This window comes from Clostridioides sp. ES-S-0049-02 (assembly GCF_020658465.1).
Taxonomy (GTDB): Bacteria; Bacillota; Clostridia; order Peptostreptococcales; family Peptostreptococcaceae; genus Clostridioides.
Window position 1 is genome coordinate 591,403 of the sequence record NZ_JACVWG010000001.1, and the last position, 21,614, is coordinate 613,016.

The 21,614-nt window shown below is 27.8% G+C and carries 16 protein-coding genes and 1 other annotated feature; of the genes, 12 read left to right on the plus strand and 4 right to left on the minus strand.

Annotated elements, in window-relative coordinates:
* Positions 1-71: 71 nt before the first annotated feature.
* The 3 genes from IC213_RS02700 to IC213_RS02710 all read right to left on the minus strand — a co-directional run bounded on the left by IC213_RS02700 (position 72) and on the right by IC213_RS02710 (position 2,866).
* Positions 72-1,166, minus strand: coding sequence for an AI-2E family transporter (locus IC213_RS02700; RefSeq protein ID WP_227437282.1), 1,095 nt, complete (start codon positions 1,164-1,166; stop codon positions 72-74).
* Positions 1,167-1,369: 203 nt separating this feature from the next.
* Positions 1,370-2,068 carry a transglutaminase-like domain-containing protein gene (locus IC213_RS02705; protein ID WP_227824055.1) on the minus strand — a complete coding sequence of 233 codons (699 nt, stop codon included), beginning with the start codon at positions 2,066-2,068 and terminating at the stop codon, positions 1,370-1,372.
* Between the two features lie 36 nt (positions 2,069-2,104).
* On the minus strand, positions 2,105-2,866 hold the full coding sequence (locus IC213_RS02710; protein ID WP_227862705.1) for a helix-turn-helix domain-containing protein: 762 nt from the start codon (positions 2,864-2,866) through the stop codon (positions 2,105-2,107).
* 321 nt (positions 2,867-3,187) lie between these two features.
* On the opposite strand from IC213_RS02710, the gene IC213_RS02715 reads away from it, so the two are divergent.
* From IC213_RS02715 to IC213_RS02755, 9 genes are all read left to right on the plus strand, one after another.
* Positions 3,188-4,303, plus strand: a complete 1,116-nt coding sequence (locus IC213_RS02715) for a 4-hydroxybutyrate dehydrogenase (protein ID WP_227835414.1) — start codon at positions 3,188-3,190, stop codon at positions 4,301-4,303.
* Between the two features lie 318 nt (positions 4,304-4,621).
* The gene (locus tag IC213_RS02720) at positions 4,622-5,443 is read left to right on the plus strand and encodes an AAA family ATPase (RefSeq protein ID WP_227437274.1); all 822 of its coding nucleotides are present in this window, start codon (positions 4,622-4,624) and stop codon (positions 5,441-5,443) included.
* A gap of 20 nt (positions 5,444-5,463) precedes the next feature.
* Positions 5,464-6,660 (plus strand): VWA domain-containing protein, encoded by a 1,197-nt coding sequence (locus IC213_RS02725; protein ID WP_227862706.1) that lies wholly within the window; start codon positions 5,464-5,466, stop codon positions 6,658-6,660.
* A gap of 148 nt (positions 6,661-6,808) precedes the next feature.
* Entirely contained in the window at positions 6,809-10,207 is a 3,399-nt protein-coding gene (gene cspBA / locus IC213_RS02730) for a bifunctional germination protease/germinant receptor pseudoprotease CspBA (RefSeq protein ID WP_227437270.1), read from the plus strand.
* A 9-nt stretch (positions 10,208-10,216) separates the two neighbouring features.
* Positions 10,217-11,890 (plus strand): bile acid germinant receptor pseudoprotease CspC, encoded by a 1,674-nt coding sequence (cspC, locus tag IC213_RS02735; protein WP_227862707.1) that lies wholly within the window; start codon positions 10,217-10,219, stop codon positions 11,888-11,890.
* 101 nt (positions 11,891-11,991) lie between these two features.
* A complete protein-coding gene (locus tag IC213_RS02740; protein ID WP_413926922.1) occupies positions 11,992-12,195 on the plus strand; it encodes a CDIF630_02480 family spore surface protein in 204 nt (67 codons plus the stop codon).
* Positions 12,196-12,484: 289 nt separating this feature from the next.
* Positions 12,485-12,719: a binding site (T-box leader), on the plus strand.
* A 75-nt stretch (positions 12,720-12,794) separates the two neighbouring features.
* Positions 12,795-14,192 (plus strand): asparagine--tRNA ligase, encoded by a 1,398-nt coding sequence (gene asnS / locus IC213_RS02745; RefSeq protein WP_227437264.1) that lies wholly within the window; start codon positions 12,795-12,797, stop codon positions 14,190-14,192.
* Between the two features lie 176 nt (positions 14,193-14,368).
* The gene (locus IC213_RS02750; RefSeq protein ID WP_227862708.1) at positions 14,369-14,827 is read left to right on the plus strand and encodes a hypothetical protein; all 459 of its coding nucleotides are present in this window, start codon (positions 14,369-14,371) and stop codon (positions 14,825-14,827) included.
* 183 nt (positions 14,828-15,010) lie between these two features.
* Positions 15,011-16,945, plus strand: a complete 1,935-nt coding sequence (locus IC213_RS02755; RefSeq protein ID WP_227862709.1) for a YARHG domain-containing protein — start codon at positions 15,011-15,013, stop codon at positions 16,943-16,945.
* 272 nt (positions 16,946-17,217) lie between these two features.
* Here the strand turns inward: IC213_RS02755 and IC213_RS02760 are convergent, their stop codons facing one another.
* On the minus strand, positions 17,218-18,393 hold the full coding sequence (locus IC213_RS02760; RefSeq protein WP_227862710.1) for a GGDEF domain-containing protein: 1,176 nt from the start codon (positions 18,391-18,393) through the stop codon (positions 17,218-17,220).
* 344 nt (positions 18,394-18,737) lie between these two features.
* On the opposite strand from IC213_RS02760, the gene IC213_RS02765 reads away from it, so the two are divergent.
* From IC213_RS02765 to IC213_RS02775, 3 genes are all read left to right on the plus strand, one after another.
* Positions 18,738-20,102: a hypothetical protein gene (locus IC213_RS02765; protein ID WP_227434929.1), complete on the plus strand. Its 1,365-nt coding sequence runs from the start codon at positions 18,738-18,740 to the stop codon at positions 20,100-20,102.
* Between the two features lie 21 nt (positions 20,103-20,123).
* Positions 20,124-20,615 (plus strand): zinc ribbon domain-containing protein, encoded by a 492-nt coding sequence (locus IC213_RS02770; protein ID WP_227434928.1) that lies wholly within the window; start codon positions 20,124-20,126, stop codon positions 20,613-20,615.
* Positions 20,616-20,872: 257 nt separating this feature from the next.
* Positions 20,873-21,544, plus strand: coding sequence for an N-acetylmannosamine-6-phosphate 2-epimerase (locus IC213_RS02775; protein ID WP_227835420.1), 672 nt, complete (start codon positions 20,873-20,875; stop codon positions 21,542-21,544).
* The last annotated feature ends 70 nt before the right edge of the window (positions 21,545-21,614 follow it).

Here is a 21,614-nt window from a genome sequence, read left to right on the forward strand (position 1 = left end):
CATTAAAGAGGATAATATTACAGTTACACAGCTGTAACCTTTGATTACAAAATCGTAATTAAATTGTATTTTTATTCCATTTGTATTTTATCATGTCTACGATTAACAAATTCACAAAAGTATATTTTTATTACACCCATAACAGGAGCAGATAGAATCATACCAGGTATACCAAAAAATCCTCCACCAACAGTAACTGCTAGTATTGTAAAGAATGGGCTAAGCCCTAGCTGTCCACCTACAATTTTTGGTTCTATAAATGCAACTTCTACTTGTTGAATTATTATTAAGTAAATTAAACAAGTTAATGCAGTTGTCGGATTGTAGAATAAGTTGATTACTACAACTGGTGCCATACCTATTACTGGGCCAAAATATGGAACCATATTCATAATACCCATTAATGTACCAAACAATAGGGCATATTCAGACTTTAAAAAGTATAGACCAATTCCAGAAAGTACTCCAACTACAAATGAATCTAAAATTTTGCCTGTAAAGTATTTACCAATATTTAAATTTAAGCTTTGACACAATTCTATTATAAAGTCTCCATATTTTTTACCTAAAGAAATATAAACAATTTTCTTTGTAAATTCTAAGAATCTTTCTTTTTCTAATAATATATAGAAACAAATTATAAAACCTAAAACAAGTTGTACTATAAATTTTCCAACAGAGAAGGTAGTACTAAAGATTCCTCCAAGTGAACCAATAAGCAAGTTACTAAACTTGGGCATTACGCTCATAATTTTATCACCATATTCTTTTAATGTATTAGGGTCTACTGATTGTAAGCTTTTTCCTAAATCAAATAAAAATTGTTCTGTCTTGTCTATATACATAGGAACTTGAGTTACCAAATCAGCCAAACTATTTACTATGGATGGAACTGTAAATAGTATAAAAGATATTAATATAACTATTAATACACCATAAGTAAGAAGCAAAGAATATATCCTTTTAAAATTAAGTTTATTTTCTAAAAACTTTACTAATGGATTAAATACATATGCTAATACAAAGGCTATTATAAATGGAGTTAGTAGTGACATCAGTAAACTTATTACTCCAAAAAAATATTTGTAATTATCAATAACTTTAATCAAAATATATGAAATAACTACAGTAAGTATAATATTTAAATGAATTTTTTTATCTTGCAAAACAACACAACCTTTCTTATATTTATTAAGTTTATATTTACTTAAATTTAAAATCAAGTTAATATTTATAGCTTATTATACAATAAAAAGTAGTATTAATATAGTGTGATTAATATTAAATTTGACAAGTGTACAATATTTTGCAAGTTTTCTCTAAATAGTGTTTTTATCTTCTCAAATTTGCATATTGCAAATAGAAACAGTTATAATTTGTTTCTAATTCTCTGTACATTTCTATTTATATAGTGCCTTCCAATATATTTGTATAAAAGATTTTTACACCATCCTATTTTTTGGTTATATTGATTGAAAAAATCATCTGGAGTATCAAAGGTTCCCAAATCATCAATTATTCCCTCTTTTTGAATAAATGTATTATTTAGATTCCAAGATATTTGAGGATTTTGCAAATCCTTAGTGGCAATGCCCCATCCCAAAAATAAGCCTTGACAGTCATTGTATTTTTGCTGAATACTTGTAAGATAATTTTTATCTAAAATAAGACCTTCTAATTGATACCATTGTTTTTCATAGTATACTTCTATCCATGTGTGAATGATTTCTGTAGGAGTAATCTTGTAAAGAACTCCTAAGAGCTCTAATTGAACTCTTTTATCTAGAGTAAAACCATGAATCCTACATGGAATGCCAACTCCTTTTAAAAGTGCCATAGCAAGTATAGTCTTTGTATTGCATTGTCCATATCCATCTTTTAGTATTTTACTTGCAGATATATTGTCACTTTCATTAAAACCAAACTTGATGTCATCTCTAACAAAATTATAAATTTGTTTGATTTTATTAAAATTATCTAATTGATTCCATTTCTTTTCGCTAATAAGCTCTTGAACATTTTTTGAATTAAAGTCTAATAATGTACTTTCTGATAAATGTCTTTTCATAAAATATAAATCTCCTTTATTTAGTGTAATTATATTTTATATCTTAGAGTAATTTGAAACTTTCAAAAACTTGCTGTTTTTTAATATACCAGAAATATTCATACCAGTCATACATTTATTGGTATATGCTAGATGTGAAGCGCTGTCAAAACCTGACATCATAGCAGCATCGGTTATAGAGTATTTACCAGATAAAAGTAAAAAATATGCTTTTTGAATTTTATGTAGGAGAATATAACTTTTTAATGGCATTCCTGTTTGTTCTTTGAATATATGGGACAGTCTACTTGGCGAAAGAAAGACCATATTAGAAATATTTTTTATAGAATGGTCATGACAGTTACACTCATTAAGTCTTTGCATTATTTTATGAATTCTTTTATCAACTACTGTGTAATTGTCTTGAGTAACATTAAGATATTCGAACATAGAATTTGTAAAATTTAAATAACTTTTTTCATCATGATTTTTGAAAAAATTAATATATTCTTTTTGTGTATGTTTATTATTATGAATATCTATAATTCCATAACCTTTAATTTTGTCAATATATTTTGACTTAAAGCTTAATGCAAGTGATGATGTTGGCTCAATTAACATAGTAAAACATATTTTTTCTCCTGTTGAAAAACAATGTTCTATATTACTATCTACAATAATACATTTACCTTCTATATCATTGCCATCTATAGTTATATTTAAACTGTCTTCAATTCCTATAAACAATTGTAACATCCAATGTTTATGCTTATTTGATTGAATAGAATTTGTAAACGAAGAAATATGATTATTTGACATAATTATATAATTAATAAAATTACCTCCAAACATTTTTCTTATTGAGGAAATACAGGTTAATTGTACAGTATTTTTCAGTAAGATTAGTGAAATTTTTATTTTATTATACTTTAGATTTTAATTTTGTTCAATTATTTTAAAATTAGATTATTTTTATAATGAATTAATTTTATTTTATATACTATTGGACCTGTATTAAGATATTTTAAAATATAAATTACTTATGGTAAAACTTGCATATAAAAAATAAAAATTTTATAATTATATTACAGATTATATAAAATAAAACATCAAGTCATAAGTTGAAGAAAAGAGGATGTCATGAAGTTATTTCAGCAAAAAACACAAGTTCATAAATTTAAAAATTCAAAGGAATTTATAGAAGAATTCAAAATTTGTAAATCAGATTTTATATTGACAAGTAAAAGTGCATATGATACATATTTTAAAAGCCTTGGTTTGGATGCACATGTAGAATATAAAAGTAAGTATGGAACTGGTGAACCTAATGATATAATGATGGATAAATTATTGGATGATTTTTCAAAAACTAATTGTACAAGAATTATTGCTATTGGTGGGGGAGCAGTTATTGATATGGCAAAGTTGTTAGTACTGAAAGATGGAAATAAATCAAGTGATTTATTTCAAAAAAAGGTTCCTTTAGAAAAAATAAGAGAATTAATAGCTGTTCCTACAACTTGTGGAGCAGGTTCAGAGGTGTCAAATATTTCAATTGCAGAAATAACAGAGATGAATACGAAGTTTGGATTAGCTGTAGATGAATTATTTCCAGATTATGCGGTTTTAATTCCAGAGTTATTATTAGAGCTTCCATATTCATTTTTTGCTACAAGTGCAATCGACGCTTTAATACATGCTATAGAATCTTTTGTATCTCCAAAGGCGAGTATTTATACAGAAATTTTTAGTACCAAAGCTATAGAGATGATTTTAAATGGATTTCAGCAAATTGTACTAAATGGAAAAGATTATAGATTTGATATTATAGAAGATTTTTTGATTGCAAGTGATTTAGCTGGTATTGCTTTTGGAAATGCTGGTACAGGAGCAGTACATGCACTTTCATACCCATTAAGTGGAGTTTATCATGTTACTCATGGTGAAGCTAATTATCAATTTTTTATAGAAGTATTTAAAGCATATAATAGATTATCACCAGATGGTAAATTAGCAAAAATAAATATGCTTTTGAGTGAAATAATGAGTTGTAAAGTATCAGAGGTATATGAAAAAATGGAAGAACTACTTAATAAAATTATTACAAGAAAAAGTTTAAGAGAATATGGAATGAAAGAGTATGAGATAAATAGTTTTGCAGACAGTGTACTAGATAGTCAACAAAGGTTGCTAAATCAAAGTTATATTAAACTTAATAAAGAAGAAATAGTAAATATATACAGAACTTTATATTGATATCCCAAATCTAAAAGTTAATTGTTCTATATTTAGCTATAACTCAAATTTATGAAAAGCGGTGATTTGATTAAATCATCGCTTTTTATGACTGACATTTTTATAAGATAATATATCTTGTACTTATTAAAAAATATATATTTCATTTAATTATGACAAATAAAGATAAAATTTAAATATTTTAGAGGTAATTTTATTTAGATATAGAATTTTAGAGTAATGATATACAAATGTGTTATATTACCACTTTATATCAAAAATAGTAATATAATAGTCATATACATTTAGAAAATTTATTGTTTAAAAGGAGTAGAACCTATGATAAAAAAAGAAATGGGTAATTTTAAAGGAAGCAGTGATTATGTAGTATCACCAGAATTAATGGCATCAGTTAATGTTGCTATAGCACTTGAAAAACCACTTTTAATTAAAGGAGAACCTGGAACAGGAAAAACTATGCTTGCACAAGCAATTTCAAATCAACTGCAAAAAGATTTAGTAATTTGGAACATAAAATCAACTACAAAAGCACAGGATGGTCTTTATGTATATGATACTGTTCAAAGACTTTATGATAGCCAATTTGGAGGTGAAGGAGTAGATGATATTGGTAAGTACATAAAATATGGTAAATTAGGAGAAGCATTTAGTTCAGAACAACAAGTAATTCTTTTGATAGATGAAATAGACAAGGCAGACTTAGAGTTTCCAAACGACTTACTTTGGGAATTAGATAAAATGGAGTTTTATATAAATGAAACAAAAGAAACTGTAACAGCAAAACAAAGACCTATAGTGATTATAACTTCGAATGCAGAAAAAGAGCTTCCAGATGCTTTTTTAAGAAGATGTATATTTCATTATATAGAATTTCCTGATAGAGATATGATGGAGGAGATAGTAAAAGTACATTTTGATAAAGTTGAAGAACATTTATTGGAACAAGTAATGACTACTTTTTATTGGATTAGAAGTTTAAGAGAGATACAAAAGAAGCCTAGTACATCAGAGTTAATAGACTGGATACAAGCATTGACTTTGAGTGGAATTCCAATTGAAAAAATAGAAAAAGAAGTTCCTTTTGCAGGGATACTGCTTAAAAATAACGAGGATATTGAATCTATGCAAAAACGTTTGTAGTCAATAGGAGCTGAATAATTATGTTTATTAAATTTTTTTATTTATTGAGAGCAAGAGGCCTAGATATATCTTTAAATGAGTGGATGACTCTAATTGAAGCACTAGACAAAGGGCTTTGTTATTCAAATTTTTCGAATTTTTACTATCTTTGTAGGATGATTTTAATAAAAAGTGAAAGTAATTTTGATAAATTTGATGCAGTGTTTTTGGAGTACTTTAAAGGTATAGAACACAAAGAGGAAATTCCAGAAGAGATTATGAACTGGCTTAAAAATCCAAATGTAGATTTAGAAGGATTTGAAAGATTAGAGCAAAATCCCAACATAAACCTTGATGAATTGAGAGCTAAATTAGAGGAACGTATAAAAGAACAAGATTCTCCACATGATGGAGGGAATTACTGGATAGGAACAGGGGGTACTTCTGAATTAGGTCATTCAGGCAAAGGTCAAACTGGTATACGCATAGGCGGAACTTCCACCTATGGAAGAGCTGTTCTCGAAGTTGCAGGAGAAAGAAAGTATAGGGATTTTAGAGATGATGAAGTTTTAAATATGCGTCAATTTCAAGTTGCATTAAAAAGGCTTCGTCAATTTTCTACTAGAATAGATGCTCCAAAAACAGAGCTTGATTTAGATAAAACCATTGAAGAGACTTGTAATAATGCAGGGTATTTAAAACTGTTTTTCGAAAAACCAAGAAAAAATACAGTGAAGCTTTTGTTGCTTATAGATTCAGGGGGTTCAATGAGAGGATATAGTACTTTATGTAATACATTATTTCAGTCTGTAAGTAAATCAAATCACTTTAAAGATGTAAAAGTATGCTATTTTCATAACTGTTTTTATGATAGATTATTTACTACACCAGAATGTTGGTTAAGTAAGTCTATTGATACTGAATGGATATTACAAAACATAGATAAAAACTATAAAGTTATAATCGTGGGTGATGCGTCTATGGCACCTTCTGAGTTACTTCATATTGGTGGTAATTATCGAGGTCCATATAACGATACACCTGGAATAGAGTGGCTTAAAAGATTCAAAAGAAAGTATAGTAAAATTGTGTGGCTAAATCCGGAACTGAGAGATGGGTGGGATTCAATCAGTTATTGGTATCAGACTCAAAGGTTAATACAAAGTGAGTTTAATATGTATCCATTAACTGTAAAAGGATTGGAAAAATCATTGAAAAATTTAATGGTCGCGAAATAATATAAAAAATGATGGTACAAATTATATAAAAAATGTACCATCATTTTTTATATTATAAATTGTATAATTGAAATTTAAAAATTATGTAGTCTAATACATTTTAGACTTACAAAAAACATATACATTAATAATAATTTTAGAAATTGAGGTGATTATAATAAATTATGAATTAATCGTAAAATACAATGGAGATATATTAAGATTAGAGCAAGAATTAGGTGTTTCAGTAGAAATACTTAATGCTTCCTATGCGATAATAACATCAAGTGATGAAGAAGATATAAATAGATTACTGACTTATCCAGAAATAGAGTTTATAGAAAAACCTTTTATATTACAAACTCAAGACATACAAAGTTTTTCAAGCACAGGGATAACAGGTTTTAAAAATAGAACAGGATTAACTGGAAAAGGAACTATAATTGGTATAATTGATTCAGGTATAGATTATACTTTGCCTGTATTTAGAGATAGCGAAGGAAAGTCCAAAATATTATACTATTGGGACCAGTCTATACAAGGAAATCCTCCAGCAGGTTTTAAAGAAGGAACCTTATATAATAATGAAGATATAAATAATGCAATAGCTGGTAATACATATATACCTATCTCAACGACTAGTCTACATGGTACACATGTTGCAGGTATTTGTTCAACCATTGCAAGCGATGCTAGGATAATAGTAGTAAGGGTTGGAAATATACAGACAGATGTTTTTTCAAGAAGTACAGAGTTTATGAGGGCGATTAAATTTATTTTAGATAGGGCATTAGAATTAAGAATGCCTGTTACATTAAATATAAGTTATGGAAGTAATGAAGGCTCACATAGAGGGACTTCTTTATTTGAGCAGTATATAGATGATATGTGTTTATTTTGGAAAAATAATATAGTGGTAGCGGCTGGTAATAATGCAGATAAGGGAGGACATAAAAGGATTAGGCTTCAAAATAATACTACAGAAGAAGTTGAGTTTGTAATTGGAGAAGGAGAGCGTATATTAAATATAAACATATGGCCAGATTTTATTGATGACTTTAGTGTACATTTAGTAAGTCCATCGAATAGCCAGACACAATCAATTTCTCTAACTTCAGGTGAAATAAGAAATACTTTAGGAGATACAAGAATTACTGGTTATTTTTATCCTATAGCACCATATTCTCTTACTAGAAGAGTTACATTGCAATTAAGTTCAAATACACAGATAAATCCTGGTCTATGGAGAATCGTATTTGAACCTATAGATATTGTAACTGGTAATGTAAACATATATCTACCAACTTCTGAGGGATTAAATAGAAACACGAGATTTTTGATTCCTACTCAAGAACTTACTGTTACAGTTCCCGGAACAGCAAGTAGAGTTATAACTGTAGGAAGTTTCAATTCAAGAACAGATATAGTATCTATATTTTCTGGCGAGGGAGATACACAATTGGGTGTATTTAAACCAGATTTATTAGCTCCAGGCGAAGATATAATATCTTTTTTACCAGGAGGTACCAGTGGAGCATTAACTGGAACGAGCATGGCCACTCCTCATGTTACAGGAGTTTGTTCGTTGTTTATGGAATGGGGAATTGTAAATGGAAATGATTTGTTTTTATATTCGCAAAAGTTAAGAGCATTGCTTCTTAGGGGAGCAAGAAGAACAAGTAATCAGTCATATCCAAATAATTCATCGGGATTTGGTTTTTTAAGTTTATCAGACATAGATTTGTATACTTTATCTAGTATAAATCAAGACTTAGAAACAGAAGACATTGGATATAGAAGCACTAATAAGTCGTTTAAAGATGAAGAAAATAATTATAGAGTTATAGAAAATTATAATTCTCAGAGAAACGATGATTTAAAGTTGGAGGATTTTATAAGTGAAAATATGGATAGACAATCAGGAACATTGGCAGGAATAAATGTAATTCATACTCCTGAATTTGAAGATGAGTTAGCCTCATTGGGTATGAGTCAAGAATTTCTTAAGCTAAGTGACTCATTTGGTGTATTATCTATAAACACTACAGACTATAATAGCATACAACGAGTTTTGGAACTTCCATCAGTTATAAGGACAGAATCAACTATAAAGATGACACTGCTTGGAGAGATTAATCAAGGTACTTTTGGTGGTGTAGTTGCAACCGAAGAAATAGGTGTAAATTTTTTTAAAAATAATCCCAATATAACAATAACAGGAAGAGGTACTCTTATAGCGATTGCTGACACAGGAATAGACTATTTACATAAAGACTTTATATATGCAGATGGAACCTCAAAAATAGCTTTTTTATGGGACCAAACAAAGAATGGAACTCCACCTGAAGGTTTTTATATTGGGACAGAATATACACGAGAAGATATTAATAGAGCAATTGCAGAAAATGATGCTAGTCTATCTCAAGATGAAGTTGGGCAAGGGACTATGATAAGTGGCATATGTGCAGGTCTTGGTAATGTAAATAAGGAATATGCAGGAATAGCTGAAGATGCTGAATTAATAATAATAAAAATTGCTAAGATAGAAGGATTTTATAATAGTGCAATGTTATTTGCTGCATCTCAGTATGCATATAAAAAATCTTTAGAACTTGGGAAACCATTAGTAATAAATATATCTTTGGGTAGCAATAGTTTAGTTGGATTGACCAATAGAAGTAATAGTGAAAAAGCATTTTTTACTAGAGGGCTGTGTATAACAGCAGGAGCTGGAAATGAGGGAAATACTCAGACACACACATCTGGAATAATACCAAATGTAGGAAGTTCCGTTGAAGTCGAGTTGGAATTAAATGAAGAAGAAGAAGAATTATCAGTTGAACTTTGGCTGAATAAACCAGATAAGGCAGATGTAATAATAGTGTCTCCCACTGGTGAAGAAAGTAAAAGTGTTGGAATATCAAGTTATAATAGGATAACAGGTTTATTTGATTTAGAAGGAACGGAGTATTCTATAACATATGTATATCCAACTACTTTTTCAGGGCAGCAGTTTACCAATGTTACTCTGAAAAATGCTAAAAGAGGAGTGTGGAAGATTAGATTAGTAGGAGTTTATATTGTAAATGGAATATATAACTTGTATCTTCCAAATAGGGCTCTTTTAAAAAGTGGAACTAGATTTAGAGAGGTTGACCCTTTTTATACAATAAATTATCCAGCTGTTCAAGATGATTTAATAACTGTAGGAGCTTATAATACTATTAATAATAGTTTGTGGCAAAGTTCATCAAGAGGGCCGACTATTGAGGATAGATTAAAGCCAGACTTAGTAGCACCAGGAGTTAATATAATAGCTGCATATCCTGGAAATACATATGCGACTATAACTGGGACAGCAGCAGCTAGTGCACATGCTGCAGGAGCCGCTGCGATGTATTTTCAATATACTTTTGTTGATAGAAGATATCCAAATCAAGCATATGTTCAAAAAATAAAAACTTTTATGCAGGCTGGAGCTAGAAAAAACCAAACTACAGAGTATCCAAATATGAGTACTGGATATGGAACTTTGGATGTTAGAGGTATGTTTGATGTGTTAAGATAGGAGGGATTTATGGAAAAATCTTATTGTATAATTTACCAAGGTGATATAGAAACTGCACTTCAAGAAAACGGAATAAATAAATATATGGTTTTAAATATTCAGCTTGCAGTAATATATGTACCTATGGATTTTGATGAAACTATTTTAAACAATATATTACAGGTTGCTTGGTGGGAAGAATCTGCTCCAATGAGCAGTTTAATTGAAATAACTAATAATATGAATAATGGAGAAACTATTACAACAGCTACTGAAGCAGAGTATATTTATGAGAATCCATATAATGATATAACAGGAAGAGGGATTTTATTAGCAGTTATAGATTCTGGTATAGATTATTTACACCCTGACTTTATAAATGCGGATGGAACGAGTAAGGTTTTACGATTATGGGATCAGGAAGAAAATACAAATCCACCACCAGAAGGATTTATTTTTGGGAGTGAATTTACAAGAAGTGAATTAAGTCTAGCTATAAGTAGAAATGATGGAAGTTTAAGTCAAGATAATATAGGTACTGGAACTTTGGCTTCTGGTATATTAGTGGGAAATGGAAGAGTAAATTCACAATATAGAGGTATAACTACAGAGTCAGATTTGATAGTGGTTAAATTAAAATCATATACAGATACTTATTATGCTGGAAAGATAAATTATAGTGTTTCAGATTTTTTAGCAGCTATAACATATGTTACTAATATAGCAAAAACAGAAAATAAGCCTATAATAATAAATCTTACTATTGGAGTTAAGTCAGGTGCTGTAGCAACTACTTCCATATTAGATACATTTAATATATTAAGTAGTGCTGGTGTTGTTGTAGTAAGTGGTGCAGGTAATCAAGGTAATACAGATATTCATTATGCTGGAAGATTTAGTAGTTTAAATGAAGTCCAAGATGTAATAATACAAGATGGTGACGATTACGCACTTGATATAACACTCAATACAAATGGTCCAGATAAGATAGGGGCACAAATAATATCTCCTTCAGGTGAGGTTAGTCATGATATAAGATATTCTCCAGACTTTTATGTATATAGAGGAAAGTTTAATCTGGAAAATACTACTTACTCAATGAGATTCATCTATCCATATATTACTTCTGGGAATGAAAGCCTAGAGATAAGACTCAGAGATATAAAACCTGGTGTGTGGACTTTGAGGCTAACTCCAGAACTTATAATAGGGGGAGAGTATGATATATATTTACCAAATAAAAACTTGATAGCACCAGATACAAGATTTTTAGACCCAGACTCAGTGGCTACAATAACTATGTATGCTGCTGGTGATGATGTAATCACAGTTGGTACATTTAATAATAAGACTGATAGTATGTGGATTGGTTCATCAAAAGGGCCAATTAGAGGAAGGGGAATTAAGCCAGATATAGTAGCGCCAGGAGTAGATATAATATCTACATATAAAAATGGAACCTACAATACAGCAACAGGTACAGGAGTTAGTAGTTCAATAGTTTGTGGAGTCTTAGCCCTATTAATGGAATATTTGGAAAAACAAGATAATATCCCAAGGTTATCGTTGTTTACACAAGTTTTAAAAACATATTTAATATTGGGAGCTACGAAGCTCGATATATATACGTATCCAAATGTTTCACAGGGATATGGTATTTTAAATTTAAAAAATACAATTCAACAGATGGCAAATACTTTATAAATAAAAAAATATGTAAATAATGGTATTTTATCTATTATAAATTTTACTTATGAATTTAATTTGAAAAATTGCTAAAACTATTACAAAATAAATATATAGAGGTGATAGTTTTGGAAAGTAAAAAAGCAAGAGCATTAAAAGGTAATGATAACAAAAGACTTAGAAGTCCGCTTCTAGTTGGAAATGAATCAACAGCAGCTTGGGCAGATGTTGAAAAATTAAAACCTCATAGTAAAGTTTCAATACCTTCACTTAATAGTGTTGAAGAAGCAAAAGATTGGGTTGATAATGGAAGTAAACTGTAAAACTTCTATACTTGATAACAAAAATAAATAATTTATTGTATTTAAGTAAAGTGGTATTAGTTTAAAAAGCTTAAAGTTAAACTTAAGCTAATAAACAGTATACTGCTTTACTTTTTTTATAGGTGTCAGAAGGCAAAATGTAATTTATAAATATTTGAAAGGAAAATATAAATTTTTGCATATAAATATTTATAGATTATATAAGACAAGTAAATATCAATTGTATAAATTTATTGACTAAAAATTTATAAATTGGTATAATTTTGTTAATTAGCGGAAATAATAGAAGATAAATACTGTGAAGAGAAGAGTAGATATAAAATGTAGTTTTAGCGAGTTGAGGATGGTGAAAGCTCAATACAAGTTTTATATTGAAGAACATCTTGGAGTTTCTAATCGAAAGCTTATTTAGCAAGTAGACTTAGACGGAAGGCACCGTTATAGGCTTTAAGCATTGCTTAACTAAGAGGTCATTTATGACAACTAGGGTGGTACCGCGAAAGTAATAGTCTTTCGTCCCTTTATACAGGGATGAAGGGCTTTTTTTATGGAATTATATTTAGAAAAAATTACTAAAAATTAAACTAGGAGGCTTTAAAATGCAAAAGGAATTTATAACAGTAAAAGAATTGTACAGAGATAAAGAACAGTACATAGGAAAAACTGTAAAAGTAGCTGGATGGATAAGAACATCTAGAGTATCTAAAAACTTTGGATTTATAGAATTAAATGATGGAAGTTTCTTTAAAAATATGCAAATAGTATTTGATGAAAAAGTTGAAAATTTTAAAGAGATAGGTAAATTGGCAATAAGTTCATCTATACTTGTAGAAGGTGAGTTGGTATCTACAGAAGGAGCTAAACAACCAGTAGAAATACATGCAAAAAATATAGTTGTAGAAGGTGAATCAGATAGCTCATACCCACTACAAAAGAAGAGACATACACTTGAGTATTTAAGAACAATCGCACATTTAAGACCAAGAAGTAATACTTTTTCAGCTGTATTTAGAGTAAGATCAATAGCTGCATATGCAATACACAAATTCTTTCAAGAAAGAAACTTTGTATATGCACATTCTCCAATCATAACAGGTAGTGACTGTGAAGGTGCAGGAGAAATGTTTAGAATAACAACTATGGATTTAAATGATATACCAAAAACAGAAGATGGGAAAATAGACTATACACAAGATTTCTTTGGGAAAGAAGCTAATTTGACAGTTAGTGGGCAATTAAATGCTGAAATAATGGCACTTTCTTTTAGAAATGTCTATACTTTTGGACCTACATTTAGAGCTGAAAACTCTTATACAGGAAGACATGCTTCAGAATTTTGGATGATAGAGCCAGAAATAGTTTTTGCAGACCTTGAAGATAATATGGAACTTGCAGAAGATATGATAAAATATGTTATAAACTATGTTTTAGAAAACGCTCCTGAAGAAATGGAATTCTTTAATAGTTTTATAGATAAAGGATTGCTAGAAAGACTAAATAAAATAGTAAACTCTGAATTTGTTAGAATAACATATACTAAAGCAGTAGAGTTATTACTTGAATCAGGACATGAGTTTGAGTATCCAGTAGAATGGGGATGCGATCTTCAAACTGAACATGAAAGATATATAACAGAACAAATATACAATTCTCCAGTATTTGTTACAGATTATCCAAAAGATATAAAAGCTTTCTACATGAGAATGAATGAAGATGGGAAAACTGTTAGAGCAATGGATTTATTAGTTCCTGGTGTTGGAGAAATAGTTGGAGGTTCTCAAAGAGAAGAAAGAGAAGACGTACTATTAGATAGAATTCATGAAATGGGATTAAATGAAGAAGATTACTGGTGGTATTTAGAACTTAGAAAATTTGGTACTGCTACTCACTCTGGATTTGGTCTTGGATTTGAAAGAATAATTATGTATATGACAGGTATGTCTAACATAAGAGACGTTATACCTTTCCCAAGAACTCCTAAAAATGCTGAATTCTAATAATTATAATCTATAATATAATTATATAATTTTTCGATATAATAAAATAGCTTGTGTGCTATCTGATTTAGATACATACAAGTTATTTTTATTGTGTTTACAAATATATGTAGTTTGTTTGTTCATATTTTATTATACAATGTAATTATAAGTTACTTATACTAGGAGGATAAATAATGTGTAGTTTTTGTTTTATTAAATTTAATGTGAATGATGTAAAAATATTTAATCGAATAAAAAATTTATTTTCATATATAGCAGATATAAAAAATGATTGTATACAAATTGAGGATTTAGAATATTATATTTTAGAAAAAGTAGACGAATTTTATAATAAAGAAGAATTAGATTATTTTTGGTGGCCAACAGAAGCAGAAAATAAAATGTTTTGGGAGAACTATAAACTACTGGATGAAGAGAATCGACAGGAATACATAAAGTCTGTTTCATGGGATTTTGAGACTGTGTTTTCTGAAATTGGACTTGGCGATTATACAATAGAAGGTTGCGAAATGATTGGTGAACAAACTGCTAAACTTTATTTTAACCCTATTGGATATCCTTATGGTGGAAATGAAGTGCTTCAAGAGTCATTAAAAGCTTTTGGAGTGACAATAGTGGGTGTGCTTGGATAACGTTTGTTGTGCTATACTATAACTAGTAGAGTAATTTTTTGGAAGTTTAAATATAAATTATATTTAAGCATTATATTTATGTAAATAGTATAAAAATATGTAAAGTGATTTAAATCTAAAAAATTATTGAATAGTATATTTATTACACAAAAAGTTTTATCATTATCATGAGGGGGAGTAATAATGTTAAAGAAAGGGTTGTTTATAGTTTTAAGTTTGGCACTTATATGTACAGGTTGCAGTTCAGAAAATGATTCTAAAGGTAAGCAAGCAAACAAAGATAATTCTCTTATACTATTAAAAAATGATGAGAATAACTCAGGTGATATGACAGATGTATACATAAAGACAGAAGGTAAGGATGAAGAAAAAATAGCATCAGATGTACCTACATATACTAAAAAAGATTATATAAATGGAGAACAATCAATATTAATCCAAGATAAAGAAAATAATTTATATAAGTATAATCTAAAAAAAGAAAAGGAAAAAATAGCATCAGATTTATCTTCTGACGGAATTAATTCATATGAATTTATGCCTTCTTCAAACACTATAGCATATATATCATCAGAAAAATCCTTGTATGTAAAATACGATGGAAAAGATAAAGAAAAAATAGCCAATGATGTTGTATTGTATAGGATGTCTACAGATGGAAAATTCATATATTATATGAATACAGATGAAGAGTTATATCTATATAAAGAAGATGGAAATAAAGAAAAAATATCTACTGATATACAGAGTTTTGATATTATAAATAATAAAGGTGATGTAATATTTATAAATAATGATGATAATCTATATTTAAAAAGTACAGATAAAAATGATAAGGTCAAAATTAGTTCAGATGTATCAAATTTATGGGGGGTAAAATCTAATGATGAAGAAATTATGTATATAAGTGAGTATAATTATAAGGATTTGAAAGGTGAATTATATTTGTACAAAAATAATGCTAGTGAAAAAATAGCATCGGATGTTAGGTCTTATAAATATAGAGATAGTAAATTTTATTTTATAAATAGTGATGATGAATTATATGAGAAAGAAATAGGTAAAGAGGTGTCTAATAAAATAAAATCAGACATTAATTATGTAAGTTTTATTAAAGATGGAATTGTATTTACAAATTCTGATGGAGATGTATATATTAAGAAAAATAATAAAGAAGAAGAAAAAATAGGCAATGATATGAAAGAAAATTCTAATGTATCTATTATTAATGATGAAAAATTACTTTATATTAAATCAAGTGGTGAGTTATTTTTAGATAAAGACAGGATAGCAAGTGATGTTGTTGGCTATTCATTTAATTCAGAGAATATAGCATATTCCACTAAAAATAAGGAAATACATTTTTATAATTTAAAAACTAAGAAAGACAATATAGAAATAAACAATGTAGGAAAATATTCAGAGATTTATTTAGGAAATAAATTGATTTACTCTAAAAATTTAGAACCAAAAGACTTAAATGGTTTTTGGAAAGCTGATGAATATAATATATTTGAATTTGAAGAGCCAAATAAGATAAAACTTTATAGTAAAAGTGAAGAAGAAAGCAATTATACAGTTAAATATGAAGTAGAAAGTTCAGATAGTAATAGCATAGTATTAAAAGGAAAAGATACTTTATCAAAGGAAAAATTTACTATAACTAAGTTTAATAGTAATGAAATTTCATTACAAGCTAATAATGTAAGTGGTACACTTAATAAAATTTCCAAAGAAGAAGCGGAGAAATTTATCAAGAGTATAAATAACAAGGAAAATAGTGAAAATACTGATAAAAAGAGTATTAAAAGTGATTCAGGTTCAAGTTCTAATTTGAAAAATAAAGAAGTAAGTTATGATGATGATTATATTATATATGATAGTGATTCTAGAGTATTAACTAAAGATGAACTTGAACTTTATAGTAAAGAGGAGTTAGCATATATAAGAAATGAAATATTTGCAAGATATGGATATGTATTTAAAGAAGAACCTTATAAAAGCTATTTTAGCAATAAGTCATGGTATCAGCCAGATTATAGTATAGGAGCGGATACAGATGTTTTAAATTCTGTAGAGAAACAAAATGTATCATTGATTAAGGAAATGGAAAACTAAGTTATAAGAAATTTTAAAATACATGTCTAAATGTAGTATAAGATAGTCTATAGACATTAAAATTGAAATGTGAATTAATTTTAAACATGAATTAATTATATATAAAATTATTAAATCTATAAGTTAGACTTAAGTATAATTTATAGATTTAATAATTATGAATCTAAAAGCTAATTTATAGGTTTACATAATATTATACAAATATTTTGAACAAAATAAATTTATTATTAAGAAAATATAAATATAAGGATTAATACTTTGTTTCTATACTCCTAATAAAACTCAACACGATTACGACCTTGTTCTTTTGCAATATATAAAGCTTTATCACAATAACTTATAAATTCATTTAAAGTTATTAATTCTTCAACTTTCTTTGTATGAACTCCGATGCTAACAGTCACACATTTTGAAGGAACGTCATCACGTTCAAAATTACAATACTCTATAATCTTACGTAAATATTCGGATTTAAGTTTAGCATTCTCCTCATCACAATTGAAAAGACATATAAAAAATTCTTCACCACCATAACGGATAGCATGTGAATTTTCAGAATTTGTAAAATCTAAAATTACTTTAGCAATATTCTGTAAACAGTAGTCACCCTTTTGATGTCCGTAAGTGTCATTAAACTGTTTAAAATAATCTATATCTATCATCATTCCTGTTATAGGTTCTTGCTTTGTATGGGTCTTTAATTTTTTTTGAAGAACATCTTCTAAATACCTACGATTATTCATTTTAGTTAGGTCATCAGTCATAACCTTAAGATTTAATAAATTATTCATATGGGAGATTTCTTCATATTGTTGATGGATTAGCATTTTATCATAATAAGTAAATACACGACTTCTATATAACATTGTAGAAATAAAAATAGCAAGTGATGTTATAAAAAATGTGTTTACAATATTACTGAACTCATTACCTGATACAGTTTGAATTCCTGGTAAGAGTAGATTAAGAAATAAAAAACATCCTCCAAAAACTATTATTGATTGACCTAATTTTAATACTGAAAAAGCAGCAGCTGTTAACATTATATAACTGAATACACTCAAATCATTTCCGCCTAACTGGTCAAGCAAAGTAATTACACAACCCCATAAGCAGAAAAATGTTACATAAATCACCCACAAGTTTATATAATAAGTACAATGTTCCTTTTTTTTATTCCAAAGATAAGAAAAAACAAGCATAAAAATTAAAGAGATACAAAATAGTATTATATACATACAAAAATACCATTGACGTCTTGGGGTGGCAAAAGGACCACCATCTCTAGCTGATATTGATATCATCATAATTAGTTGAGATATTATTATTATGATACAAATAATTTTGCCTGTATGATAAAGATAATTGCAAAGTTCTCGTTCAACATTTTCTTTGTATTTTTTATCTAGAGGGAATCCAAAGAATTTTTTTAAATTTTCTAAGTTCATATAAGCCTCCATTAAAAATAAAACATAAAAATAAGTATTCCTCTTCTTTTCTTAGATACTCGGAATACTTTGTTTATAACTTAATTATAGCAAAATATGTTATATGTAACAATCTAAATTTACAATAGATAGTATTTATTAGTTAAGATTAAATAAAATTTTGTATTAGTATTTTATTATAATTAAGATTAGTAAGTTATTTATTTTAGAATATTAGACAATTATAATGAAATACTAATACAAGACAAATAAAATAGATAAATATATCCAATTAAGGTATAATTAAGTTTTATATGATATAGTTATATTTGATAATTGACAATGGTAAAACTTGGAGGGAAAAAATGGATGAAAAAAAAATAGATAATATGAATTATTCATATAGTAACTATTCTAAAAAAACAGGTAAGCCAACTAGAAAAATAAAAAATAATAACCTTACACTTGAAACTAAAGAAGATAAACTTTGTTCTAGTTGCAACAAAGAAAATAATCCTAAAGATAATTACTGTAAATTTTGTGGAAATGAACTTTATGAAATAGTATCATTAAAATCGAGCGAAACAAAACTTGACTTAAAATCTAAAATAAAAGAACTCTCATATCACGCAAATACAAGAGGGATATTTTTAACGACTTTTTCAACTATATTCATATTGCTTGTTATTTCGTTAATATTTAAGGCTATAATTACTATTCAATTTAATGATATCAGTTACATGATAAATCCAGCACATATAATGTTAGCCCTTAATCTAGGTCAAATTAGCGTATCTATGTCTACTATGATGGGTTCTGGATTTATAAGTGCAAATATAGGATTGTTAATATTACTTATAATTCCTGTTTTAGGATTAATTATATCAAATTTAATTTTTATGAGAAAAAGATGTAAGGATTCAAAAACTACATTAGCCAATTCTCTTGGAGTGGGAATTTTCTATGGATTAATTTTAGCTATTTTATGTACTTTTACTAATGTTAAAACTAGCTCACATAGTATGCTAGAGTATGGATATGCTTTAGAGTATAGTTATGAATTTTTTAGTGCACTTTTAAATGGATTTGTATTAGGATTTATATGTACATATATAACTAATTATAGAAAAAGCTATGAAAAAGAAAATATGTATATGTCCCTTTTTTCAAATGCTATTAAAATATTCATATTAGGTTATGCTTTAGTGTTAGCAATACTTTTTATATTAACTATATCTGATAGTAGTTATTTAAATGAATTGAATATGAGTGGATATTCAAGTGGTATCGATTTATTTGCTGTATTGCCACAAATTGCTAGTTACATGTGGGCTTTTGCAAATGGAATTTCGGTAACAATAATAAATTCAACAGTTTCAATGCTTAGCCTAGGCTCATCCTCTTTATTTGGAGATACTAAATTAATGTTTTATGCAATGGGGGCTTTGTCTGCATTAATAATTTTATTAAATGGATATAAATTAAGATTTAAATATGATACAGATAATATTAAACCTGTAATAATATTTAGTATATATTATGCATTTTTAATGGGTATGTTGGCTCTATTTAGTACTTTTATACTTGATAGTAATATTAACTTCTTTAATACAACTAGCTATGGAACAACTCTAGTTATGCAATTTAAATTGTTCTCAACTATTATAATTTCATTTATATACAGTTTTGTGATATCTTTAATAGGATATAAGCTAAACTCAGCTGATTAAATATGATTGGAGGAAACTTCTGTGGAAGAAAATAATAAAAAGACAGTAGATGATAAATTTTCTAAGGTTAAGAAAAGATTTGGTAATGGAAAATTTAAGATTGAATTATATAAAGAAAAATCAAAGATAAATAGAGAAATTGATGATATTCAAGAAAAGAAGAGTAAAATCTTTTTAGAAATGGGAATGTTGACTTATCAAAAAATTAGAGAAAATTCTATTGATGATGAGTGTTTTGATAAATTCTGTGATGAGTTATTAGAACTTGATAAGATAATTTATGAAAAAAATATGGAAATTAATGATATGGAAATTGCAGAAAGCAATGTAACTTGTGAATGTGGCTATATTGGAAATATAAATGACAAATATTGCGCTGAATGTGGTAAAAAATTTGAATTAGATAATGATTGCGATAATTTTATAGTTTGTGGTTATTGTGAAAGTGAAGTAGATTCGGAATCTGAGTTTTGTCCATGTTGTGGTAGAAAAATTATTATGGATTTAGAGTAATATTGGGGAACCTATGTATTATATACATGGGTTTTTTTATTGAAATCATTTGTATCTATATAGGAATGAAAATAAAAACCAAAAAAATGAAATAAATTTTCTTAAAACTGTGAAATATAAGGAAATACTTGGAATAAATCTATAAAAAAATAGAATTAATAAAAAAATATGAAAAAATATTGCAAAGAAAAAGTTTTCATGTTATTATTAATACATAAATTAAGAAAATAAATTTCAGAAATGAGGTAATCGAAAAAATGCTAGATAAGGTAAAGGGAAGACTAATAGTATCATGCCAAGCTTTAGAAAATGAGCCTCTTCACAGTTCTTTTATAATGGGTAGAATGGCTAAAGCTGCTCAAGAAGGCGGAGCAGTTGGCATTAGAGCTCAAGGAGTTGATGATATTATTGAAATAAAAAAAGTTACTGGACTTCCTGTTATAGGTATTATAAAGAGAAATTACGAAGATTCAGATATATATATAACACCAACTAAAAAAGAAGTAGATGAGCTTTTAGCAACAGGATGTGAGATGATAGCACTGGATGCTACTAATAGAGTTAGACCAAACAATGAAGATTTAAAAGAAATTATAAATTATATAAAAGAAAATAATGTTTTAGTAATGGCTGATATTTCAAATTATGATGAAGCTATTAAGGCGCAAGAATACGGTGTAGACTGCGTTTCAACTACATTATCTGGATACACTCCATATACAGAAATTTTAGATGGTCCAGATTTTGTATTGATGGAAAGATTGGTTAAAGATTTAAAAATACCTGTAATAGCAGAAGGAAAAGTAAATACTCCTCAAGATTTAAAGAAAGTCTTTGAAATTGGAGTTCATTCATCAGTTGTAGGTTCAGCAATAACAAGACCACAATTGATAACAGAAAAATTTGTCAAAGCAATTGAAATTAATTAAAAAATTAATTTATAAATTAAAAATTAATTATATTTAACTATATTTGAAAATTAAAATTGGAGGTAAAGAT

Bases quoted from the DNA above. Each gene is read 5' to 3' on its own strand.
- IC213_RS02705 (WP_227824055.1), bottom strand. From the start codon at position 2,068: ATGAAAAGACATTTATCAGAAAGTACATTATTAGACTTTAATTCAAAA.
- IC213_RS02710 (WP_227862705.1), bottom strand. From the start codon at position 2,866: ATGTCAAATAATCATATTTCTTCGTTTACAAATTCTATTCAATCAAAT.
- IC213_RS02715 (WP_227835414.1), top strand. From the start codon at position 3,188: ATGAAGTTATTTCAGCAAAAAACACAAGTTCATAAATTTAAAAATTCA.
- IC213_RS02720 (WP_227437274.1), top strand. From the start codon at position 4,622: ATGATAAAAAAAGAAATGGGTAATTTTAAAGGAAGCAGTGATTATGTA.
- IC213_RS02725 (WP_227862706.1), top strand. From the start codon at position 5,464: ATGTTTATTAAATTTTTTTATTTATTGAGAGCAAGAGGCCTAGATATA.
- cspC (WP_227862707.1), top strand. From the start codon at position 10,217: ATGGAAAAATCTTATTGTATAATTTACCAAGGTGATATAGAAACTGCA.
- asnS (WP_227437264.1), top strand. From the start codon at position 12,795: ATGCAAAAGGAATTTATAACAGTAAAAGAATTGTACAGAGATAAAGAA.
- IC213_RS02750 (WP_227862708.1), top strand. From the start codon at position 14,369: ATGTGTAGTTTTTGTTTTATTAAATTTAATGTGAATGATGTAAAAATA.
- IC213_RS02755 (WP_227862709.1), top strand. From the start codon at position 15,011: ATGTTAAAGAAAGGGTTGTTTATAGTTTTAAGTTTGGCACTTATATGT.
- IC213_RS02760 (WP_227862710.1), bottom strand. From the start codon at position 18,393: ATGAACTTAGAAAATTTAAAAAAATTCTTTGGATTCCCTCTAGATAAA.
- IC213_RS02765 (WP_227434929.1), top strand. From the start codon at position 18,738: ATGGATGAAAAAAAAATAGATAATATGAATTATTCATATAGTAACTAT.
- IC213_RS02775 (WP_227835420.1), top strand. From the start codon at position 20,873: ATGCTAGATAAGGTAAAGGGAAGACTAATAGTATCATGCCAAGCTTTA.